This is a genomic window from Thalassotalea litorea (assembly GCF_005843925.1).
In the GTDB taxonomy this organism is placed as follows: Bacteria; Pseudomonadota; Gammaproteobacteria; order Enterobacterales; family Alteromonadaceae; genus Thalassotalea_A; species Thalassotalea_A litorea_A.
This window is the reverse complement of sequence record NZ_VCBC01000006.1, coordinates 230,163-250,720: the sequence shown is the minus strand read 5'-3', so window position 1 is coordinate 250,720 and position 20,558 is coordinate 230,163. Positions and strand designations below refer to the sequence as shown.

The 20,558-nt window shown below is 46.1% G+C and carries 20 protein-coding genes; 5 read left to right on the top strand and 15 right to left on the bottom strand.

The features are described 5' to 3' along the window. Positions 1–5: 5 nt before the first annotated feature. The 3 genes from FE810_RS07950 to FE810_RS07940 are packed head-to-tail and all read right to left on the bottom strand — an operon-like array spanning position 6 to position 3,293. Positions 6–1,313, bottom strand: a complete 1,308-nt coding sequence (locus FE810_RS07950; RefSeq protein WP_138319496.1) for an N-acetylmuramoyl-L-alanine amidase — start codon at positions 1,311–1,313, stop codon at positions 6–8. A 16-nt stretch (positions 1,314–1,329) separates the two neighbouring features. Beyond that, the gene (gene tsaE, locus FE810_RS07945; RefSeq protein ID WP_138319495.1) at positions 1,330–1,800 is read right to left on the bottom strand and encodes a tRNA (adenosine(37)-N6)-threonylcarbamoyltransferase complex ATPase subunit type 1 TsaE; all 471 of its coding nucleotides are present in this window, start codon (positions 1,798–1,800) and stop codon (positions 1,330–1,332) included. Continuing rightward, positions 1,800–3,293 carry an NAD(P)H-hydrate dehydratase gene (locus tag FE810_RS07940; protein ID WP_138319494.1) on the bottom strand — a complete coding sequence of 498 codons (1,494 nt, stop codon included), beginning with the start codon at positions 3,291–3,293 and terminating at the stop codon, positions 1,800–1,802. The genes tsaE and FE810_RS07940 overlap by 1 nt, the downstream gene beginning before the upstream one ends. An 11-nt stretch (positions 3,294–3,304) precedes the next feature. On the opposite strand from FE810_RS07940, the gene queG reads away from it, so the two are divergent. Both queG and FE810_RS07930 read left to right on the top strand, forming a co-directional pair. Continuing rightward, on the top strand, positions 3,305–4,447 hold the full coding sequence (gene queG / locus FE810_RS07935) for a tRNA epoxyqueuosine(34) reductase QueG (RefSeq protein ID WP_138319493.1): 1,143 nt from the start codon (positions 3,305–3,307) through the stop codon (positions 4,445–4,447). Between the two features lie 94 nt (positions 4,448–4,541). Next, the gene (locus FE810_RS07930) at positions 4,542–6,440 is read left to right on the top strand and encodes an erythromycin esterase family protein (protein WP_138319492.1); all 1,899 of its coding nucleotides are present in this window, start codon (positions 4,542–4,544) and stop codon (positions 6,438–6,440) included. 254 nt (positions 6,441–6,694) lie between these two features. Here FE810_RS07930 and FE810_RS07925 read toward each other — a convergent pair whose 3' ends face one another. Beyond that, positions 6,695–8,407, bottom strand: a complete 1,713-nt coding sequence (locus FE810_RS07925) for a hypothetical protein (RefSeq protein WP_138319491.1) — start codon at positions 8,405–8,407, stop codon at positions 6,695–6,697. Between the two features lie 104 nt (positions 8,408–8,511). After that, positions 8,512–9,060, bottom strand: a complete 549-nt coding sequence (gene orn, locus FE810_RS07920; RefSeq protein ID WP_138319490.1) for an oligoribonuclease — start codon at positions 9,058–9,060, stop codon at positions 8,512–8,514. Positions 9,061–9,323: 263 nt separating this feature from the next. Between orn and rsgA the strand changes: the two genes are divergently transcribed. The 3 genes from rsgA to FE810_RS07905 all read left to right on the top strand — a co-directional run bounded on the left by rsgA (position 9,324) and on the right by FE810_RS07905 (position 12,061). Then, positions 9,324–10,355: a small ribosomal subunit biogenesis GTPase RsgA gene (rsgA, locus tag FE810_RS07915; protein WP_138319489.1), complete on the top strand. Its 1,032-nt coding sequence runs from the start codon at positions 9,324–9,326 to the stop codon at positions 10,353–10,355. 77 nt (positions 10,356–10,432) lie between these two features. Next, positions 10,433–11,293: an archaetidylserine decarboxylase gene (gene asd, locus FE810_RS07910; protein WP_138319531.1), complete on the top strand. Its 861-nt coding sequence runs from the start codon at positions 10,433–10,435 to the stop codon at positions 11,291–11,293. Positions 11,294–11,305: 12 nt separating this feature from the next. Continuing rightward, positions 11,306–12,061 carry a glycerophosphodiester phosphodiesterase gene (locus FE810_RS07905; RefSeq protein WP_138319488.1) on the top strand — a complete coding sequence of 252 codons (756 nt, stop codon included), beginning with the start codon at positions 11,306–11,308 and terminating at the stop codon, positions 12,059–12,061. Here the strand turns inward: FE810_RS07905 and FE810_RS07900 are convergent. Genes FE810_RS07900 through gspE form a run of 10 tightly spaced genes read right to left on the bottom strand, consistent with a single transcriptional unit; the run spans position 12,058 to position 20,555 of the window. Continuing rightward, positions 12,058–12,810, bottom strand: a complete 753-nt coding sequence (locus FE810_RS07900) for a type II secretion system protein N (RefSeq protein ID WP_138319487.1) — start codon at positions 12,808–12,810, stop codon at positions 12,058–12,060. The two genes, FE810_RS07905 and FE810_RS07900, sit on opposite strands and share 4 nt — an antisense overlap. Continuing rightward, complete coding sequence (locus FE810_RS07895; protein WP_138319486.1) at positions 12,807–13,277, bottom strand: type II secretion system protein M; 471 nt, start codon at positions 13,275–13,277, stop codon at positions 12,807–12,809. Before FE810_RS07895 ends, FE810_RS07900 begins: the two co-directional genes overlap by 4 nt. Continuing rightward, on the bottom strand, positions 13,274–14,524 hold the full coding sequence (gene gspL / locus FE810_RS07890; protein ID WP_138319485.1) for a type II secretion system protein GspL: 1,251 nt from the start codon (positions 14,522–14,524) through the stop codon (positions 13,274–13,276). Before gspL ends, FE810_RS07895 begins: the two co-directional genes overlap by 4 nt. Further along, positions 14,524–15,672, bottom strand: coding sequence for a type II secretion system minor pseudopilin GspK (gspK, locus tag FE810_RS07885; RefSeq protein WP_138319484.1), 1,149 nt, complete (start codon positions 15,670–15,672; stop codon positions 14,524–14,526). The genes gspL and gspK overlap by 1 nt, the downstream gene beginning before the upstream one ends. Next, on the bottom strand, positions 15,669–16,268 hold the full coding sequence (gene gspJ, locus FE810_RS07880; RefSeq protein ID WP_138319483.1) for a type II secretion system minor pseudopilin GspJ: 600 nt from the start codon (positions 16,266–16,268) through the stop codon (positions 15,669–15,671). Before gspJ ends, gspK begins: the two co-directional genes overlap by 4 nt. Further along, entirely contained in the window at positions 16,268–16,651 is a 384-nt protein-coding gene (gspI, locus tag FE810_RS07875; RefSeq protein ID WP_138319482.1) for a type II secretion system minor pseudopilin GspI, read from the bottom strand. The genes gspJ and gspI overlap by 1 nt, the downstream gene beginning before the upstream one ends. Beyond that, on the bottom strand, positions 16,638–17,213 hold the full coding sequence (gene gspH / locus FE810_RS07870) for a type II secretion system minor pseudopilin GspH (RefSeq protein ID WP_138319481.1): 576 nt from the start codon (positions 17,211–17,213) through the stop codon (positions 16,638–16,640). Before gspH ends, gspI begins: the two co-directional genes overlap by 14 nt. A gap of 46 nt (positions 17,214–17,259) precedes the next feature. After that, positions 17,260–17,727 (bottom strand): type II secretion system major pseudopilin GspG, encoded by a 468-nt coding sequence (gene gspG / locus FE810_RS07865; protein ID WP_138319480.1) that lies wholly within the window; start codon positions 17,725–17,727, stop codon positions 17,260–17,262. 18 nt (positions 17,728–17,745) lie between these two features. Beyond that, on the bottom strand, positions 17,746–18,960 hold the full coding sequence (gspF, locus tag FE810_RS07860) for a type II secretion system inner membrane protein GspF (protein ID WP_138319479.1): 1,215 nt from the start codon (positions 18,958–18,960) through the stop codon (positions 17,746–17,748). A gap of 2 nt (positions 18,961–18,962) precedes the next feature. Next, positions 18,963–20,555: a type II secretion system ATPase GspE gene (gspE, locus tag FE810_RS07855; RefSeq protein ID WP_138319478.1), complete on the bottom strand. Its 1,593-nt coding sequence runs from the start codon at positions 20,553–20,555 to the stop codon at positions 18,963–18,965. Between the last annotated feature and the right edge of the window lie 3 nt (positions 20,556–20,558).

The window sequence follows — 20,558 nt, the reverse complement described above, 5'->3', positions numbered from 1 at the left end:
GCTGTTTAATTCATCTGTGGAATGGTCAGGGTTTGACCAATCCGAACCACATCAGACTTCAAATTATTGGCAAGTTTTAATTGTCTTACCGACACTTTATAGCGCTGAGCAACAACGGATAATGATTCACCCGCGCGAATTTTATGTTTGGTTGGGCGTTGACTTGCCAGCAATGAGCCTTCTGGAGGGTACTGATGAAAATAACGCTTCATTCCGGAAAATATTGCTTTGGCCAATTTACTCTGATGCGTCGGTGACGTCAGGTTTTTAAAATCATAAGGGTTGGAGATAAACCCCGTTTCCACCAACATCGATGGAATATCTGACGCTCGCAATACGGCCAGGCTGGCATTTTGCGGCTGGGTTTTATGCATTCGGGTAATTTTTCGCATTTCTAAAATGACATTGCGAGCCATCATGTCAGAGATTTCTAACGATTTATCTTTGGTTAAATCCGCTAAAAACACCGCAAGATTTTCATCGTTGGTTTTCTTAATTAACTCTCCCCCACCTCCAAGCAAGGCAGAGTTTTTCTCTCGATTTACCAGCCAGCGGGACAGTTCTGAGTCTGCGCGTCTGTCATTAACGATCCACACCGAAGCACCTCGAGGCTTGTTGGTATGAAACGCATCTGCATGAATCGATACCAAAAAATCCACCTGTTTCTGACGGGCGATTTCAGTGCGACGATTTACATGGATATAATAATCGCCGCCACGAATCATAACCGCTTTCATACCTGGTTCTTTATCGATAATGGCTTTGAGTTTTTTGGCAATCTGCAGGGTGATTTTCTTTTCATAGGTACCATCTTTGGAGATGGAGCCAGGATCTTCTCCGCCGTGCCCGGCATCGATGCCTACAATCACATCTCGATTGGTCGCCTTGGGCTTATTGACCACAGCTTTTTTGCGTGCTTGATCAAATAAATCGACGACCAGGCGATTGCCATATGGCCCTGCGGGTTTTAAAGGAAAAATTTTATCTTGAAAGCCGCCGTTCAGTTCAATCACTATCCGGGTACTTTTCTTGTCTTTCGCGGAACTGGTGCGAATTTTTTTGATGCGGGTATCGTTGGCAGCAAGTTGCTCCAGGGCAACCTGGTTTGTCGTACCTTCAAAATCGATCACCAGCCGTTCAGGATTCTTCAAGAAGAAATAACTGTAATCCGGTGTATTACTCAGATCGAATACCACCCTGGTATAATCCGGCGATGGCCAGACACGAACACCATCGATGGTGCTCTTTGCAAATACGGGGGCAATAAGCAAACTGAGTAAAACGGTTATTATTTTTATCTGACCACGAAACATAGTGTGATGAGTAACCCTAAACTAGTTTATTTATTATTTGTTCACCATTAACGCTTTTCGCCACTAATGTGATTCGGCGCTGTTGTTCAACATACTCAAGATCAATAATAAGATCTTCTGCGGGTAAAATGCCAGTGCCTTTTTCCGGCCATTCAATAAAACTGAAACAAAATGGCTGAAAATAGTCGCGAATTCCCATGTATTCCAGCTCTTCAGGGTCGGCAAGACGATATAAATCAAAATGAAAAACTCGATACGGTTCAAGCTCGTATGGCTCTACTAAAGTATACGTGGGACTTTTCACATTGCCATTATGGCCCATGCCCTGCACAAACCCTCGGGTTAATGTGGTTTTTCCAGCGCCAAGGTCACCATTAAGGAATACCACCATGGATTTAATCGGTATATTGATGACCAATTCTGCCAGGCGTTTACCAAAATCTACGGTGGCCTGTTCATTTTCGAGAATAAATTGCAGTCGTTTCATTATTTAGGTCTGTTTACCAGTTGGCGAAGTATGGGTAAAAGGTCACTGGCTAGCATTCCTTTTTCTCCGTCTTCGCGGGCAATATCGGCAGCCTGGCCATGAATAAATACCCCACGACAACAGGCGTCAAAATCTGAAGCAGATTGTAAGCGTAAAGCGCCCAGGATACCAGCTAACAAATCGCCCATACCACCGCTTGCCATACCAGGGTTGCCAGAAGTATTGATGGTAACGACGTTGCCATTGCTAATTAACGTACCCGCACCTTTTAGTATACAAACGCCCCCGTATTTTAACGCAATCGATTTTACCGCTTCAAATCGGTCTGCCATGATGTTTTCGACCGAAGTATCGAGTAAACGAGCCGCTTCTTTGGGGTGCGGCGTTAAAATCCAGTTATTACGGCTCTGGGGATTTTTTGCCAGCAGATTTAATCCGTCACCATCGACAATTACCGGCTTTTCTGTCGATAATACCTTCATAAACAACGCCTGAGCCCATTCATCAAGGCCAAGACCGGGACCCAGCACAATAGAGTCGCTCAAGGATAACTGTTCGGTCAGTTGTTGGGTGAAATCGCTCACCCGCATTATCTCTGGACGATTCGCCAGAACGATAGTGGCATTGTCTGGATGACAGGCCACGCTCACCAAACCAGCGCCGCAGCGCAATGTCGCTTCTGCAGCCAGTTTTATCGCCCCCGGTGTTGATAGATTCCCGCCAACCAGTAACACTCTGCCACTATCCCCTTTATGGCTGGAGCCTAACCGGGCTTTCAGGCGAGGCAAGTTGTTTTCACAAACAAGCCGGACATTGTCATCAATGGATTTTTCAAATGCGTCTTTAATACCAAGCCCGGACAAAAATACGTCACCACAGTAATCAATTGCCAATCCCGTAACTAAACCCTGTTTAAGAACAACAAAAGTAACGGTTGCATCGGCAATAACTGTGCTCCCCATCGGCATACCGGTATTGGCATGCAACCCCGAAGGAATATCCAATGCCAGAATGGGTGCCGGCAACTGATTAATCAATTCAATCACGTAACGATAGTTTTCCCGGACATTGCCGGTGATCCCAGTCCCGAGTAATCCGTCAACAATCACATCGATACGACTAACATCGATATCGTTGAATTTATGAAACTGTCCGCCCTGCTCCATAAACTGCTGATAGGCTCGTTTCGCGTCCCCCTGATAACTTTCCGGATTGACGACACTGTGCACATAAACATGAAAATTTGCCTCAAGTGCCATACGCGCGAGTATTAACCCGTCGCCGGCATTGTTGCCGCTACCACACACCACCAGGATAGTTTTCGCCTGAGGATATCTGTGTCTGAGCAGGTTAAACGCAGATTCACCGGCATATTGCATTAACTGCATCGATAAGACGCCGGAATTTGCGGCAACAGCCAATTCATGATTACGAACCGTTTCAGCGCGATAGGCCTGTTGTGGTATGCTGTTATTAATATTTACCGGCAACATATTTTTTGTCCATGGATCAAAAGTCTGACGTTAACTATCTCGAACTGGCAGAAAAAATCAAGCTTTGGGGAAAAGAGCTAGGGTTTTCGCACGTCGGAATTTGTGAACCAGATCTCAGTGCACAGGAACCAGCACTGCAAAATTGGCTCGATAATCAATACCACGGCAATATGGATTATATGGCTCGGCATGGGATGATGCGAGCCAGAGCTGAAGAATTGCTGCCGGGTACGCTGCGAGTTATCAGCGCCCGCATGGATTACCTGCCGACCAATGCCAAATTCGCAAAAATATTGAAACAAACAGATCACGCCTTTGTTAGTCGCTATGCACTTGGACGCGACTATCACAAGCTTTTACGGCAACGCCTCAAACAATTGGGTGAAAGGATACAAGCGCACTGCGAAACCCTGAACTTTCGACCATTTGTGGATTCCGCGCCAGTTTTGGAGCGCCCATTAGCCGCTAAAGCAGGCCTGGGTTGGATAGGTAAACACAGTTTATTGTTAGATCAACAAGCCGGTTCCTGGTTTTTTCTTGGCGAATTACTGGTCGATATTCCCCTGCCGAACGATGAACCGCTCGAAGAAAAGTGCGGAAGTTGCGTCGCCTGCATCAAAATATGCCCGACAGATGCAATCGTCGCCCCTTATGTCGTCGATGCCCGGCGATGTATATCTTATCTGACGATCGAGCTACGAACAGCCATTCCCGAGGAATTTCGACCGTTAATGGGCAATCGCATCTATGGTTGCGATGACTGCCAACTTATCTGCCCCTGGAATCGTTTTGCCAAGGTCAGTGCCGAAGCCGATTTTCAACCAAGACAAAACCTTGATGAAGTGTCCTTATTGGAATTATTTGCGTGGAACGAAGCCATGTTTGACAAAAATCTGCAAGGCTCTCCCATTCGCCGCATTGGCTTTGAATGCTGGCAACGTAATCTCGCCATCGCCCTTGGCAATGCCAAACCTAATGCCAATATTCAACAGGCATTGCAAGACAAGTACCCGTCTTCCACTCCCATGGTACAAGAACATATTGATTGGGCAATTCAGCAGCAACAAAGTAAAGAACAAGCGGTAAACGTTACATTGCGAAGCAAGGAACGCCTGATCCGAAGTATCGAGAAAGGCTTGCCTCGGGACGCATAATACCGACAATTCTACGACATTTGAGCGGGCTGCTGACTTTTGACAACTCTCGTCTGCATTGATAACTTGATTCTTATTTCGCGAGGAAAGCCGAATGGCAAAATGGAAATTTGCGATCAATCTGGTAGCCCTGCTATGTCTGGTGTCATGTGACAGTTCTTCGGTTGACGCTGATGCCTCTGTTACGGCGTGGGTGCGCGACACCTCCGTTGCCATGGAAACTGTTGAACCGGGAATGCCTCGCGACGACTTGCAGGCCTTTGGTGAAATGGTTGGGGATGCGCGCATCGTCACCCTTGGCGAACCCACCCATGGCAACCGCGAGGTATTTCGGCTCAAACACCGCTTACTGGAATATCTAGTCAGGGAAAAGGGTTTCACCATCTTTGGTATTGAAGCACCTTTTGCTGAAAGCTCTGATCTAAACGACTATGTTCTGCATGGTCGTGGCAGCGCAGAAGAGGCTCTGGCGAGCCTCACTATGTGGGCCTGGGATACCCGGGAGGTTGCCGCGATGCTAGACTGGATGCGGGACTATAACGCTGATCCGGAAAACGAGACAAAGCTGAAAATCTTTGGCTTTGATATGCAGACACCCGAGCGGGCAGCGCGTCTGGCTCTATCGTATATTGACCAAAATGATGCCCCTGAGTTTGCATTACGGATGAGCGAGGCACTTGGGCACCTGACCGTACCCTATAGCGATGGCGACGAATTAGGTTGGCGCCCCTGGCTTGAGCACGACTGGAATGCTGAGGTGCTGGAAACAGCAAAAGCGTTGGTGGAGCGGTTTGATGAGCGGCAGAAGGCATTTGTTCCACGTACTGGCGAACTAGAATGGGACAGGATGCGCCAACATGCCCGGCAGCTGTTATGGTGGGTCGAGGCATCCCACAATGATGGAGAACATTCAGTCGCGGTTCGTGATCTCACTATGTTCAGGCATATTAACTGGTTTATGGAGCAGGAAGGCCCTGCTGCAAAGGCAGTCCTTTGGGCACACAATTCCCACTTCACAACCCATAACGCGAAACGATGGGGGGATTGGGAATCTGCTGGTAAACATCTCCGCCAGCATTATGGCGATGATCTGGTCAATGTAGGCATGCTATTCGGCGAAGGCCAGTTTACGGCTTTGAATGCGAAGACCGTTGAGTCACTGGGCGTGCCCGGTGGTTCACTGGGTGTGTTTGAAGTCGGGCCGCCAACGTCTGAGTTTTTTGAAGGGCTGATGAAGAGTGCAATGCATGACCTTACTCTTCTTGATCTGCGCAGGATTCCGGCGACTGGCCCGGTCCACGAGTTTTTCAAAGTTCGCCGCAATACCCGCCACAGCGGCGGAGGTTACGATATTGATAATCCGGCCGCCTATTTCGCTGACTATATCCTGCCTGAAGCCTTTGATGTAATTGCCTATGTTAGGAAAAGCACGCCGACCGCGATGGTCAATATTGCCGATTATCAGGCTTTTTCGGTGAATCCGGAGTTACAAAATCCGGACTTTGAAACAGCTGGTGAAGATGATTCGCCAACTGGCTGGACCCTCTGGTCCAAAGCAAGGCGATGGGGCTTCGATGCCAGGGTGACCCTTGAAACTGCTACCTCCGGGCAGGCGTCTGGGCAGATATGCAAGGGCGCTGGCCATATGTCGCCTGATGTAGCGGGTAGCCTAGTCCAGCTAGTGGATGCGTCAGAGTGGCGAGGTAAGTCTGTTATCGTTAAAAGCAGTGCAAAAACAACGGCCGAAATGAATGCCGGCAAAAGTTTTCTGCGCGTGAAACTAAAGCTCGCGCCCGTTTCGGGTGCCCATGAAATAACTGAAACACTTATCGATACGCTTGATCGTTACACTATTGAAGGGAATAAATGGTCGCAATACTCGATTGCCGTGGATATACCCGAATCAGCAGACAGCATCATGGTCGGACTATTCCAGGTCGGCGAGGGTTGCTCCTGGATTGATAATGTAACGCTGGATATATCTGACGATTGACAGCGATTTTGCATGAGGACCTGTCATCTACAGTTAAACCACGAACACTCGAAGCCAAAACGGAGATCATAAAAATGATTCTCGCTCAATTCGGCCGCTGACCGCTCAGTTAAATTACCGGATTCAACCACAGCACGGGCAGGAGATCCCATCCAAAACCACGGTGGGATGACAATTGCTGCGGATGAGAACGTGAAAGATTCAATGAAAGTGATTTTCTCATTCGTTAAACCGACAATCGCGAGCGCCTCGACTTAAGCGGTATGCTCGCTGACCTCAGCCATCGCTTGCTCAATTGCGGGTAGCAAGCTTTGAGCATTATCAAATTCTTTCTCGTGGCAATACTGACGCAATATCTGACACACACGAATCAAGCGGGGTGCAAATAATATCTTTGCCGTTTGTAAAATTGCTTCATTTATTTTTGCCACCAACAATAAATTGTTAGAATCAAATGCCGATTGCAAACGCTTTAGATTGGCTTCGTTACGCTGCAGGTAATCATCCAACATAGTCGCGGCCATTTCTTTGGTCGCGTGGTAATGGTTAAATTTATCCATATCCATCACCACCGAAGGGTGTGTCTCTTTAACGGATAACATATCCGGTATAGGGTCGACCGGAGTCGGCTTTGAACTGATTTGCGGTTCATATTCGAGTGCATTGGCGTCATCCAGTGCTTGCTGCTCAATCAACGCTAGCTCATTAGCCAAAATCTCCGGCTTGGTTTCTAACGACATAACCGCCGTGACTTGCTCATTATCCAAAATAGATGAAGCCGGATCAGCCTTGGTATGAACTTTTTGTTGACTCATCTCAAAGCCTAATTCCGCACCTTGATAGAAACTGCGCTGAATCAATACCATCATGCGCCAGGCAAGCAAGGCACTAAATGCCAAAAGAATAACCATCACCAAAAAGCCGACAGGCAGCATCATCGACTCACTTAAGGTCACGTTCAGCACTGGAATATTTAATGAAAACTCAGGTAAATCAAAGAATTGACTGGACGAAACTAAAGCGCCGGTTTGTTGTAAAAACCCCTGATAACTGCTTAACCGATTAACAACCAATTTACTGGCTTGCGCTTCTTCGCGCCATTTCGCAAAAAGTTGGCCGGAACCGATAAACTGATTAATCAATTCTTCAATATCCGTCGATACCGCGATAAATGCTTTTTGATCCGGGCCATTTGCCAGGTGTTGAGAAACCCTTCTGGCCTGCTGAGCCACAGCCGCCGCGGTGTCATTGAAGTTACTGGTAGCAAGGCTGGAAGAAAGAGAGTGCATTTGTAGATTGATTAACAGTAATTGCTGGTACAGGTACTGGTAATATTCCACGGATTCCACGGCTTCTATCTGCGCATTGATTAGCTTTGTATTGACCTGCTTGTTGATAGAAACAAATTCGGTGGATTGCTTATCGAGTGCCAGTTGCTGCTGATTTTTTAAGGACTCAACACGAAGGATAATACTATCGAGCGTCTTCATATTGGCTCGATATTGGCCGTTTCGAGCCTGTCTGACCAATAATAACTCATCAACAAGATGGGCGAACTGGCGATAATCATCGACAAATGCCTTTGCCTGAATTTGAATATCACTGGCCTGATCCATACGCACCTGATCTTTTAGCCATAGCATATGAAAATCAGTGAGCTTAATGATATCCATCCAGGCGTCGCGCAAGTCGTCAAGCGGACGATTAAACTGTTGATGCTGAATCGCCAACTGCTGCTGACTTACATGATATTCGAGCTCGGTTAATTTGGTGAGCAATAACGCATTATTTTTAATAAATGGAATTTGCTGTTCTTGCAAATAATCCGCTCGCTGGGCGAGTTGTTGATAGAGCCAACTCGATGTGGCCACAAAGAAAATCAAACAGGCCAGAAGCATGGCCAGATAAATTCCTGCCTTGGAAAACAAACCGGCTGGCATCGTCACGGATTTTAGGGGCTGTGTCATAACGTACGTCCATATATTTTTTTTCTGAAGCAACACGCGATTGCTTTAGCGCTATACAACTAGTCTATCCATAATTAACTTAAGGGTAAATGACTAATTATTGGTCAGATTTTAAAGGCGTGTTGACGGTAAACTTTTAATTCTTCAATCGACTCGCGAATATCATCCAAGGCCAAATGAGCGCCAGTTTTACTGACCTTCTTTAAAATATCTGGCTGCCAGCGACGTACGAGCTCTTTAATGGAGCTGACATCCAGGTTGCGATAATGAAAGTAATCTTCAAAATCTGGCATATACACATTCAAAAAACGTCTGTCTTGGCCAATACTGTTGCCGCACATTGGGGATTTTCCAGCAGGAACATATTGTGAAAGGAAAGCATGGGTTTGCGTCCAGGCTTGCTGTAGGGTTACATCCGACGCCAGACAACGGGTGGTTAAGCCACTTTTTCCATGTTGCTTAATGCACCATTCATTCATGGTATCCATAGTTTGTTGACTGTGGCCGATCGCAAATACCGGACCTTCAGCCAAAATTTCAAGTTCTGAATTGGTCACTATGGTGGCGATTTCCAAGATCTGATCCTGCTTTGGGTCTAGTCCCGTCATTTCCAGATCTAGCCAAATTAAATTATTTTCATCAATAAGACTCATTGTAACTCCTGTATATCAATTCATGTCTCCATCCGGCGTACCATCGTAATTAGCCAAATCCCGCGATAATCTTATGCAAGTGCATCATGCAAGTGGCTTATTTAAATGATTTATTGCAAACGAGTTCAGGATAGTGGATTCGTTGCAATGTCGCACGGATGCAATCTCCCATAGCTAACGGTATAATACGCCAAATTTTCTACAATTAATATTTGTTCACAGGGCACAAACCAAAATGGCGGCAATTTAGATGATGCATAACCGTGGCTAAGCGAAAAAAGCTGACTAAAGGTCAGAATCGACGCATTAATGCAAACCTGTCCAGTAAGCTTAAAAATGAAAAAGAGCAGTGGCAGGATGATGAGCTAGGTGAACAACAGCCTGGTCTTGTGATCTCACGCTTTGGTCAACACGCGGATGTCGAGGACGAAGCGGGTAACATCTATCGATGCAATATTCGTCGCACAGTCAAAAGTCTGGTTTGTGGCGATCGCGTTGTCTGGCGTTTAGGGAAAGAAACCCAGCATTCCATTAATGGTGTGATAGAAGCCGTCCATGAACGTAAAACTGAACTATCACGGCCTGATGTCTATGATGGTTTAAAACCTATTGCGGCTAACATCGATCAAATATTTATTGTCTCCTCAATATTACCCGCATTTAATGCCGATATTATTGACCGTTATCTGGTGGCAACCGAATTAACCGGTATTGAACCGGTCATCGTACTGAACAAAATCGACCTGGTAACCGATAAAGAAGAACAGGATCGAATTTCAAAGCAACTGACACTCTATAAATCCATTGGCTATCAAATCATCGAAATCAGTAATAAAACCGGTGCTGGAATCGATAATATTCGTGCACGCTTGGATAATCGAGTCAGCATATTTGTCGGTCAGTCTGGTGTTGGTAAATCGACTCTGGTCAATTCGCTAATGCCTGGATTGGACTTGCTCACCAAACAGGTATCCGACAATTCAGGTTTGGGACAACATACAACAACGGTTGCCCGCCTATACCATATTCAAAACTGTGGTTCTTTGATTGATTCTCCGGGAATTCGGGAATTTGGTTTATGGCACCTGACCCCTGAACAGGTCGATGCTGGATTCATCGAATTCCAACCGTTTTTTGGTCATTGTAAATTCCGAGACTGTAAGCACCAAAACGATCCAGGCTGTGCACTGGTAGCAGCCGTTGACGAAGGCCAGATTAATCCTGTACGATTCGCCAGCTATCAACGAATTTTAGCAAGTCTGGACGGTAATAAACTTACCTCTCGGTTTCAATAATTAAACCTATACTTTCATTGGTCAGTATCTTCGGTTCAGACCGAATGAACACTACTTAAAGGAATTCTTTCGTGTCATTGGATAATTTAAAAATTGCCCTGCAGTATGCCATGCCAAAACATGGATTGTCCCGCTTGGTCGGGTATTTCGCCGCTGCCGAAGCCGGTGGTTTAACCCGCTTTGCCATCAAACAGTTTATCAAAGCCTACGGCATTGATATGAAAGAAGCGAAGCTGGAAAATGCCGAAGACTTTAAAACCTTCAACGATTTCTTTACCCGCGAATTGAAAGACGGTTTGCGCCCAATTAACCCGGATGCGATGGAAATCTGCTACCCAGTCGATGGTGCCATTAGCCAGCAAGGTGACATTGTTGACGATCAAATCATTCAGGCAAAGGGTTTCAATTATTCATTACAAACCTTACTTGGCGGCGACGCAGCGACTGCAGAGCCATTTAAGCAAGGTAAATTCTCGACGATTTATCTGGCGCCAAAAGACTACCACCGCATTCACATGCCAATTACCGGAACGCTAAGGGAAATGATTTTCGTCCCTGGTGACCTGTTTTCCGTTAATCCACTAACGGCGCAAAATGTGCCAAACTTATTTGCTCGTAACGAGCGAGTCGTGGCAATTTTTGATACTGAGATTGGCCCAATGGCGATGGTCTTAGTTGGTGCAACTATCGTAGCCAGCATTGAAACCGTCTGGGCGGGCACAATCACGCCGCCGGCTGGCAAAGAAGTGGTGCGCTGGCAATATCCAAGTGAAGGCGAAGATGCAATCGTTCTTGAAAAAGGACAGGAAATGGGTCGCTTTAAGCTGGGCTCAACCGTGGTTTGCGCGTTTCCTAAAGATACCATTGAATTCACCCCGGACGCAGGTCCGGAAACGGTAACCCGACTCGGGCAACCATACGCACAAGTAAGCAAATAATCGAGGTAAACTATGCTGGTATTCGCACATCGGGGTGCCAGCGGTCATGAACCTGAAAATACCCTGCTCGCCATAAAGCGGGCATTGGCCATGCAAGTGGACGCGATCGAAATCGATGTACACTTGCTCGCCGATGGCGAGTTGGTGGTCACTCATGATCGTTGGCTGAAAAACCAGCCAAAAGTGTTAACACGCATTCGTGATCTGACCTTAGCACAAGTCAAAAAAATCGATGTTGGTAAAGGCCAGGCCATACCCACCCTTGATGAAGTATTAGAGTGCGTCGCTGGACAATGCCTGGTGAATATCGAACTTAAAGCCGAACGCACGGTGATCCCGTTAATGAAAGTCATGGACAGGGCAATCGCCAATTGGCAATTCCAACCGAGTCAATTTCTCCTTTCCTCATTTAATCATCATCTACTGTTCGAACTAAAAACCCTGAACCAGCACATAAACACCGGTGCATTAACCGCCAGTTGCCCTCTCGATTATGCCGCATTTGCAAAACGCTTAGATGCCTATAGCGTCCATATCGATATTGATTTCGTCAATCAGGAATTTGTCAATGATGCCCACGAACGGGGCTTAATGGTATATGTCTATACGGTCGATAATGAAGCGGATATTGTCGAAATGCACCATTTAGGCGTAGATGGTATTTTTAGTAATTACCCGACCCGCTCTCTGGTAAAAATCGCGCACCTGCAAACTCAGCAGGTGCCTGAATTAAATCCGATGCTGATGAATTCGAAACTTGCAGACTAAATTCGAATTCGGTAGCGTCCCTGAGCATCTTTGTTGCCAAGAAAGCCCAAAATAGAGCGCGCATTGGCGGGAAATTTCGGACCTGGCGTTAAATAGCCCTGGGCCGCGACTCGCCCGCTTTGACTGATATATACCGACAACTCCAGACCTAAATTATTTTCCGGATCAACGGTTATCGCTAATGAATCATTCTCACAACTTAACTTGCCTTTAAAATCACCCAGTTGCACATCTTCCTCAAACGCATTGATGTTTGCGTCTTGCCAGAAGATCTCACCATCAACCTCACTACAAACCTGTTTACCTGAAATAAATTTCGTTAAATCAACTGATACCAATCCACCTGCCTGCATATCTACCGGTAAAGTCACTAAATTTACAATCTGTCCCGCGGCAATTTTCATTGTCGCATTATGCAAGCCCACATAGGGGTGATCGTTTTTTATCGTCAGACTGCCCGTCGGCCCTAACCTTGGGGAGCGACCGAAGGAAACATCTGCGCTTGGCGACATGGTTACCAAAGATAGCAAGCTTAAACGCCAATCGACGTCTTTAATTTCATAGTTACTGGTTGACATGCTTTTTGCTTCGCCGGCCCAAACCGAACCCTGAACGCCATGCAAAACCACATCTTTGGGCAATTCCACCATCGCGACCAATTTATTGGCCGGTGCCATTGCGACCAAAAATACCAGATAAACCAAAACAAAACCCAGGCTATACAATAAGCCTTTCTTTACGCCCTTCATACCCGACCAACCTGCAATCGACGAACTTTTACCGTACCTTGTTCGTCACCTTTAACAATATCAATCGCCTGAATGACCAGCCCTTCACGATGCTGTAACTGTTCAAGCCAATGTAATAAATCATTAAACGCGACTTCATCAACCCATACCTGCAGGTTATCACCTTGGGGCTGCATCCTCGCAATTTCAATCTTGAAGCGTTTTGCCGCGCGGTTTACCACACTAGATAAACTTCCCGAGCTTGGTCTTGCTCCACCGGCTCGTTGTAAGGTTTTATATTTGGCTAAGTTTTCATGGACCCAAAGCAACAATTGCTGTTGTTGCTCGGCCTTTTTCTGAGAACGGACCAAATTATCATTAATCGGTTGCCACAGGGCAAACCAAAATACTGACAGCAATACCGCAACCGAACACCCGGCCACCATTTTTTGCTCTCTGGGATTTAATCCCTGCCACCAGTCATTCATGACCTGCTCCTGATATTAAATGAACCGACCACTTGGTCGCCCTGATTGTTTTGGGCTCCGCTGGTAACATCCATGTCGGCTTTTTCCAACTCAGATTTAAACTGTTCGAACGCCTGATAGTTACTGGCAACCACCGAAATCCTCAGCTCCTGACGTTTACTATCGTATTTCATCGACTCCGGTTTCATCGTTGGCACTTTGACAAATGCCGGGCGCAACTTTTCCAACATGGTGAGTAAATTATCGTCACCTCCTGCGCCGCCAAGATCCGCCAGACGTGAACTAATTTGCTGTTTTACCGTTGCGATCCGCACCTTTTGATTCTTACCAAATGCTTTTTGATACTCTTGCTCAATTTGTTGAGAATAGAGCGCATACTTACCATTGTTTTGATATATTTCAATGCCTTTGACCAGCATGTTCAAAAGTAGCGCAATCACTGCGACCGTCGCCACTTTTAAATATACGCGCACCATCGGAGAGCGTTCTTCTTTAAACTGATACGGCCCTTGCAATAAGTTAAACCGGCTTTGCTCAGCATAATCGGCCAGCAACTTCATTGGCAACTCTTCGGGCATCTGCTCTAAATTAAGACCCTGAGGTAATGCCGCAGATTGATTCAAATCTTCAATATGAGAAAAAGACTGGATATGGATATCTTCACTGGCTTCATCACGACCATGCAAATGTTGCTGCAAAAATAGATCAACATTGTCTTGATCAACCACAAAGCCTTGCCACGCATCCGGTCGCACTAACCATTGGTTATTTAGGTTGATGCATAGCCAACGCTCTTGATGATAGGGTAAGGCCAGCACGTCTGGCAGCATGGATTTAGCTTTAATATCCGCATGTTCTAGCCAGGAAAGCCATTTTTGCATTTTTTGATGCGCCACAATCGCAACGAATGTATTTGCTTCGCCCTGAAAATCTTGTGGCGCATTGGCAAACGCGAAAAATAACGCTTCAACGTCTTCCGCGAGATCTTCTTCCAGCATATAGGGCGTAGCCTGACGGATCGCTCGCTCATTTTTACCGGGTACCTTTAATGCCTGTAAGCGAACATCGGCACTGTTCACCAATATTTTGACATCGCGTGTGTAGGCTTTATCTGTCAGCTCAATAAGCTGCGCGGCATTGTCCAACTGCCCGGAAGCAATTTCGTCCTCCTGACCAGGAGCCGTGATTAACCAGTGAACAGGATCTGACTCCTGACTCCCCAGTCTGATAAATAATGTTTCTCTCATTAATGTGCTCCGATACTTCGGTTAATCACCAGCAATTCATCATTCTTTACTATAAAAGTAGAGTTTAACGTAAAATAGCTACCATTAAAGCTGGTTTTGGTGGTCAATTGAAAGTAATCGCTGTCGATAACAAATTGTTGTTTTAATTGATTTATGTTTTTTACACCCGCTAGCGCAGGCGACGTTGAAAACGCGGCAAGCGTGGCAAAACCATCTTCCGGGCGATCAGACAATACATCCTGAGCAGTACTCTCATCGATACCGCCGAGTAAGGCCTGTAATAATTTTGGGTTTTCCGCGTCCAGGGTATTGATATTTATCTGGTGGATATCTGAATCCGGGAGCACGCAAACATATGGCTTCAAAGCGAGGATAACCCGTGGCGTGAAGTGCTCTATCACCCGCAGTTCATTGACGGATGCGAGTTTGCTATTGGCCGCTAAATACGGAAATTCTTTCGACGCGTAATCGTCATCTTCAGCGCCCCCTGCGGTCACGATGGAATTATCTTCATCCAACCAATCAACCAGAGCATCGGTCATCGATTCCGCTTCAAAACTGCCAATACCTTCAACTTCAAGGGAGATGATCAGTTCTTTTAACGCATCTTTGGCCAGTTCGCCATTGGTTTTTCCGCCTCGTGAGTTTGCCCCGTTGTTTTGATTATTTACCTGGTTATTTTGGTTGTTTTGGTTATTACTTTGACTGTTCTGGTTGTTTTGATTGCTTTGACTATTGGATTGATTGTTATTTGGGTTATTCGGATTACTATTCGCATTGTTGTTATTGGGCGATTGCTCATTATTCAACGCATTTAAATTCAGACAAGCCTGAAGATCGGATATTTCACCGCTGATTTCACCAAGCTCAACCGGAAACTTAGTTTCACCAATGGCCCAACGCTGCCCGAGGTGGGTGCTGTTCTTGCTTTCGTTAAAATCCTGATACAATACGCTTTTTGCCAGAGCCTCTGCGCCCATTGCGTACCAGTATGCCTGTTGATTCGATTCCAGGTTTTGATTGCGCTGTTGTTGGAACATTAGGGTGCCACTCATCTGCGTGGCAATAATCGTGGTTAGGGCGATAACCATCAGCACGATAATTAACGCAACGCCATGATTTTTCTGATTACGCGTACGAGACATCATTGGCCGACTCCCGGCACTAAGAATTCGCGACGAATCAGCCCTAAATCCTGCAATTCAATTTCAATTGCTATGGCTTTGGGCAATTCCGGACCGCCGAGTTCAGAGACCCATTTGTCGACGTAAAAGTATTCAAAATCAACATTATCGACACCGGTGATCAAAGGGCGAATTTTTGGCTCTTCACCAACAATGCTGTCGACAAAAATCCGATGCAAACGATTCAGCGTCTCTTCTTCGAGCTGATAAGCAACCGCCTGCATATCGCTGCGCGGCAAAAGCAAGGCTGGGTTAGACCACCCTTGACGAACGAACGCGATGCCATGGGTATTACTTGAATACGTAGATTCATTGCTATGCAAAAACCCAGACAACGGCGCTTCACCATCAATTCGGACGGTCCGCTTACTCATTTGCAGAAAATCCCGTTCCATCACCAAAAACGCCCGCTGCAATTCCACCAGACGAGCATTTTTTTCGTTCACTTTGTCTCTGGAATCCAGCACAGTTGAAAGCATGGTCGCACTGGTCAGCCCGACCATAGCAAAAATAGCCATGGCGAGTATCACTTCCAAAAATGTGAAACCATTTTGCTTCATTAGCGTTTGCCCTGGCTTAGGTAGGTCATCATCTGGGCGACAGGATATTCATCACTGGGATCAAGGCGCACTTCAATGGTCACCGCACGCATGGTTTCATCTTCGGTTTCTTCGACAATTTGTTGCCAATGCCATTGTCTGTCGAGCATTTCCACTTCGCCTTTTTGGTTCTTTTTCGGCGGCCAGTTCTTTTCAAGAGAGACGACAACCAATTGGTTTGTAGCAACCCATTGGGCGACGGTATTGGTTTCCATTCGAGCGGTGCCTAATAAACTTGAGCTGGCAACTTTGATAATGGCAGTACCGGCAATCGCAAAGATCGCCATAGCAATCATCACTTCAATTAAGGTAAATCCACGTTCCCCACGGTTATGGCAAATCATCGAGGGGTCCTTGTGTTGATAAAGGCAAGGTATATCCGGCACTGACAATAAAATAAATAGGCGCGTCAAAGCCATCATCGAATGTAAAAATCAGCTGGAATGGGGTAATGTCACCACCGGAAAGAATATAAATTTGCGGAAAAACGGGCTCTTCTTCTTCGTCGAGGTAGAATTCTTCCTGACGCTCCTCGAAATCTTCTGCTTCGATGCCTATTTGCGGCTCGATCGGCAGATCTTCAAGGTTAAGGCGGATACTAAATGGTTCGCTAAATTCAACACGCTCTAGCTTATCTATGGAATCCAGTGGCTGCCATCGCTGGCCATCGAACCCATAGAACTCGTAGAAGTTGTCTTCAACCAGCAAACCCAATTCCAGGTTATTTAATAAGGCGTATTCAGCAGCAAGCGTGAATAACGAATCAAAACGCTTGGCATGGACTTCGAGATCCTGACTGAAGTCCTGGCCACGCAATGTGGGAATTAACATAGAGGCCATGATGCCGATAATCACGATTACCATCATCACTTCAAGTAACGTAAAGCCTCTTGATAATCGGGCCACTTGCTAATCTCCTCAGGCAGAATTAACGGCTCATTCGCCTATTGGCTTAGTCGTCGTCTGACGCTTTGCCTGACCGCCACTCTTCCAGATTCCAGTTACCAATATCGTCATTGGTCCCTGCTTCACCATCTTCGCCCGGACTAAACACATCAAACTTTCCGAACTCACCTGGGCTAATTAACACATAATCGCTACCCCAAGGGTCCTGCGGTAAACGGTTAATGTAACCACCCGATTGGAAACGACGCGGCACCGGCTCGATATCCGATTCTTCGACTAAAGCTTCAAGGCCTTGATCCGTGGTTGGATAACGGTAGTTATCGGTTTTATACATATTTAGAGCATTTTCAAGAGCACTAACATCGGATATCGCTTTTTGGATATTCGCTTTGCCCAGGTTACCCATAATATTCGGCACAACCAAACCGGCAAGAATGCCTAAGATAACGATGACCACCATGATTTCGATCAGCGTAAAGCCCTTTACGGATTTAATATTTCTCGTTTGTTTCATGTTACTACCTATTCCATCTTAAACTAGTGTATTCAATTGAATGATTGGCAGCATTATTGCCAGAACAATCAATAATACCACGGCTGCCATCACGACCATAATCAAAGGCTCAAACACCTTGAGGGAAATACTGACAATCGCAGAAAATTCTCGGTCCTGATTGTCCGCGGCTCGTCCCAACATTTGCTCAAGTTCACCACTTTTTTCACCACTGGCTATCATATGAAGCATCATCGGCGGAAACAGTTTTGTTTGCTCCAATGCTTTGCGAAGGCTCGACCCTTCTCGCACCGATTCGGCACTTTGCTGTACTTTTTCTTTAATAAAGTTGTTGGTCAGCACGTCTCCGGATATTTTCATACTATCCAGCAAAGGTACAGCGCTGGCCGTTAAAATACTTAACGTTCGGGCAAAACGTGCGGTGTTCAAACCACGGATTATTTTCCCCACGAAAGGTAATTGCAAAGAGTATTGGTGCACTTTCATGCGAAACCCGCTGCGCTTCATCATTTGCTTAAATATCAAATAAAGTATCAGCAGGCTTATTAATATAATGACAATGTAATTTTGCAGAAATTCACTCGCGGCAATCAAAAATAACGTAATTCCCGGTAATGATTGCCCCATGTGCTCAAATTGACTGACGATTTGTGGCACAACATAAATGAGCAGGGCGATGATAACGCCACTGGCAACCAGCACCATCACAATTGGATAAATCATCGCCTGTAACATCTGACTGCGAGTCTGCTGACGTTGTTCGGTGTAATCTGCCAATCGATTCAGGACTTTATCAAGATGACCGGATTTTTCACCGGCAGCAACCATGGCGCGGAATAAATCATCAAAAACCAGGGGGAATTCGGCCATACTTTCTGCGAGAGAATAGCCTTCGGTGACTTTAGAGCGCACCGACATTATCATACTTTTCAGTCTGTCTTTGTCGCATTGCTCGCCGACGGCCATCAAAGATTCTTCCAATGGCAAACCCGATTCAACTAAAGTTGCCAGCTGGCGAGTGATCAAGGCTAAGTCTGTGGAAGAGATTTTACGGGCGAATAACGATTGCGCTGCACTTTGATCTTTCGCTTTATTCAGACTCGGCGACACTTCCAGTGGGATCAACCCCTGTTCACGTAGCATCGAGCGAACTTGTCGGGCATTATCTCCCTCGATGACACCCTTCACATTTTTACCGCTGGGATTTACGGCCTGATAATCAAATGCAGCCATAATTAACCTTCCCGCGTCACTCGCATGACTTCTTCAAGGGTGGTAAATCCAGCCAGCACTTTGCTCACACCGTCGTCACGAATACTTGGCGTATGACCTCGTACTGACTTTTCAATCGCGCGCTCGCCTTTACCATTTTGAATCAACTCTCTGACGGTATCATCGACAACGATAAGCTCGTGGATGCCAGTACGACCGCGGTAACCACTATAGTTACAGCTGACACAACCTTTGGCGCGGTAAATCGTCGGAGTTTGGTCTGGCTCAAGCGCCATTAACAGACGCTCTTCCTCGGTGGGGGTATGAACTTCTTTACATTCTACGCATAGGGTTCGTACCAAGCGTTGGGCAAGAACCCCAAGTAATGATGATGAAATCAAGAACGGCTCGATTCCCATATCTTCAAGGCGCGTGATCGCACCCGCTGCGGTATTGGTATGCAGCGTCGACAATACCAAATGCCCAGTTAAACTTGCCTGAACGGAAATTTGCGCGGTTTCCAAATCACGGATCTCACCGACCATAACAACATCGGGATCCTGTCGCAAAATTGCGCGTAATCCACGGGCAAAGGTCATATCCACCTTGGTATTTACCTGAGTTTGACCGATACCTTCGATATCAAATTCAATCGGGTCTTCTACGGTAAGAATATTACGCTCATTATTATCGATTTGCGTTAAGCCCGCGTACAAAGTGGTACTTTTACCTGAACCGGTCGGGCCGGTCACCAGAATAATGCCATGGGGTTTCGCGATAATATTGCTGAAACGCACCCGCGCTTCATCGGTCATTCCTAAATCTTGTAAGTTTAATCGTGCTGCGTTTTTATCCAAAAGACGCAATACCACACGTTCGCCATGGCTTGATGGCATGGTAGAAACCCGGACATCGACCGCACGACCACCAATGCGCAATGAAATACGACCATCTTGGGGGATACGTTTTTCGGCGATATCGAGTTTCGCCATCACCTTAATACGGGATACCAGCATTGACGCCAGTTTGCGATTTGGCTGCAGAACTTCTCTTAAAACACCATCAACTCGGAATCGAACTTTAAGCACTTTTTCAAAAGTTTCAATGTGGATATCCGAGGCATTTTCTTTGATGGCTTCACTTAACATCGCATTAATCAATTTAATGATCGGCGCATCGTCTTCATTGTTAAGCAAATCTTCTGCTTCGTGAATTTCATCGGCAAGAGAGTACATATTCACTTCTTTGCCAATATCTTCCATCATCTGTTTTGCTTCGGAAGAATCTCTTTGATAAGCCAGGGTGAGTATCTGTTCAAACTCATCGTCAGAATGCTGCTCGACAATAAATGGCTGCCCCAGATACCGTCGCACTTCCAACAAGGTATCTGTAGAAACCTGTGAGGTGCAATGCAATGCAAAACCTTCATCACGATTCTCGAGTAACACATTATGACGATTCGCAAATGCAAATGGCAGTTGCTGCGGTGGCGCATCTTCAACCGTTTCAGTATCGGCGAGATCCACTGACTCCACATCTTCAATCTCTGCTTCTTCCGGTTGCGATTCATTGCGTTCTGCATCGCTCGCGTGTTTGTAATGATCAAACTGACTCATAAG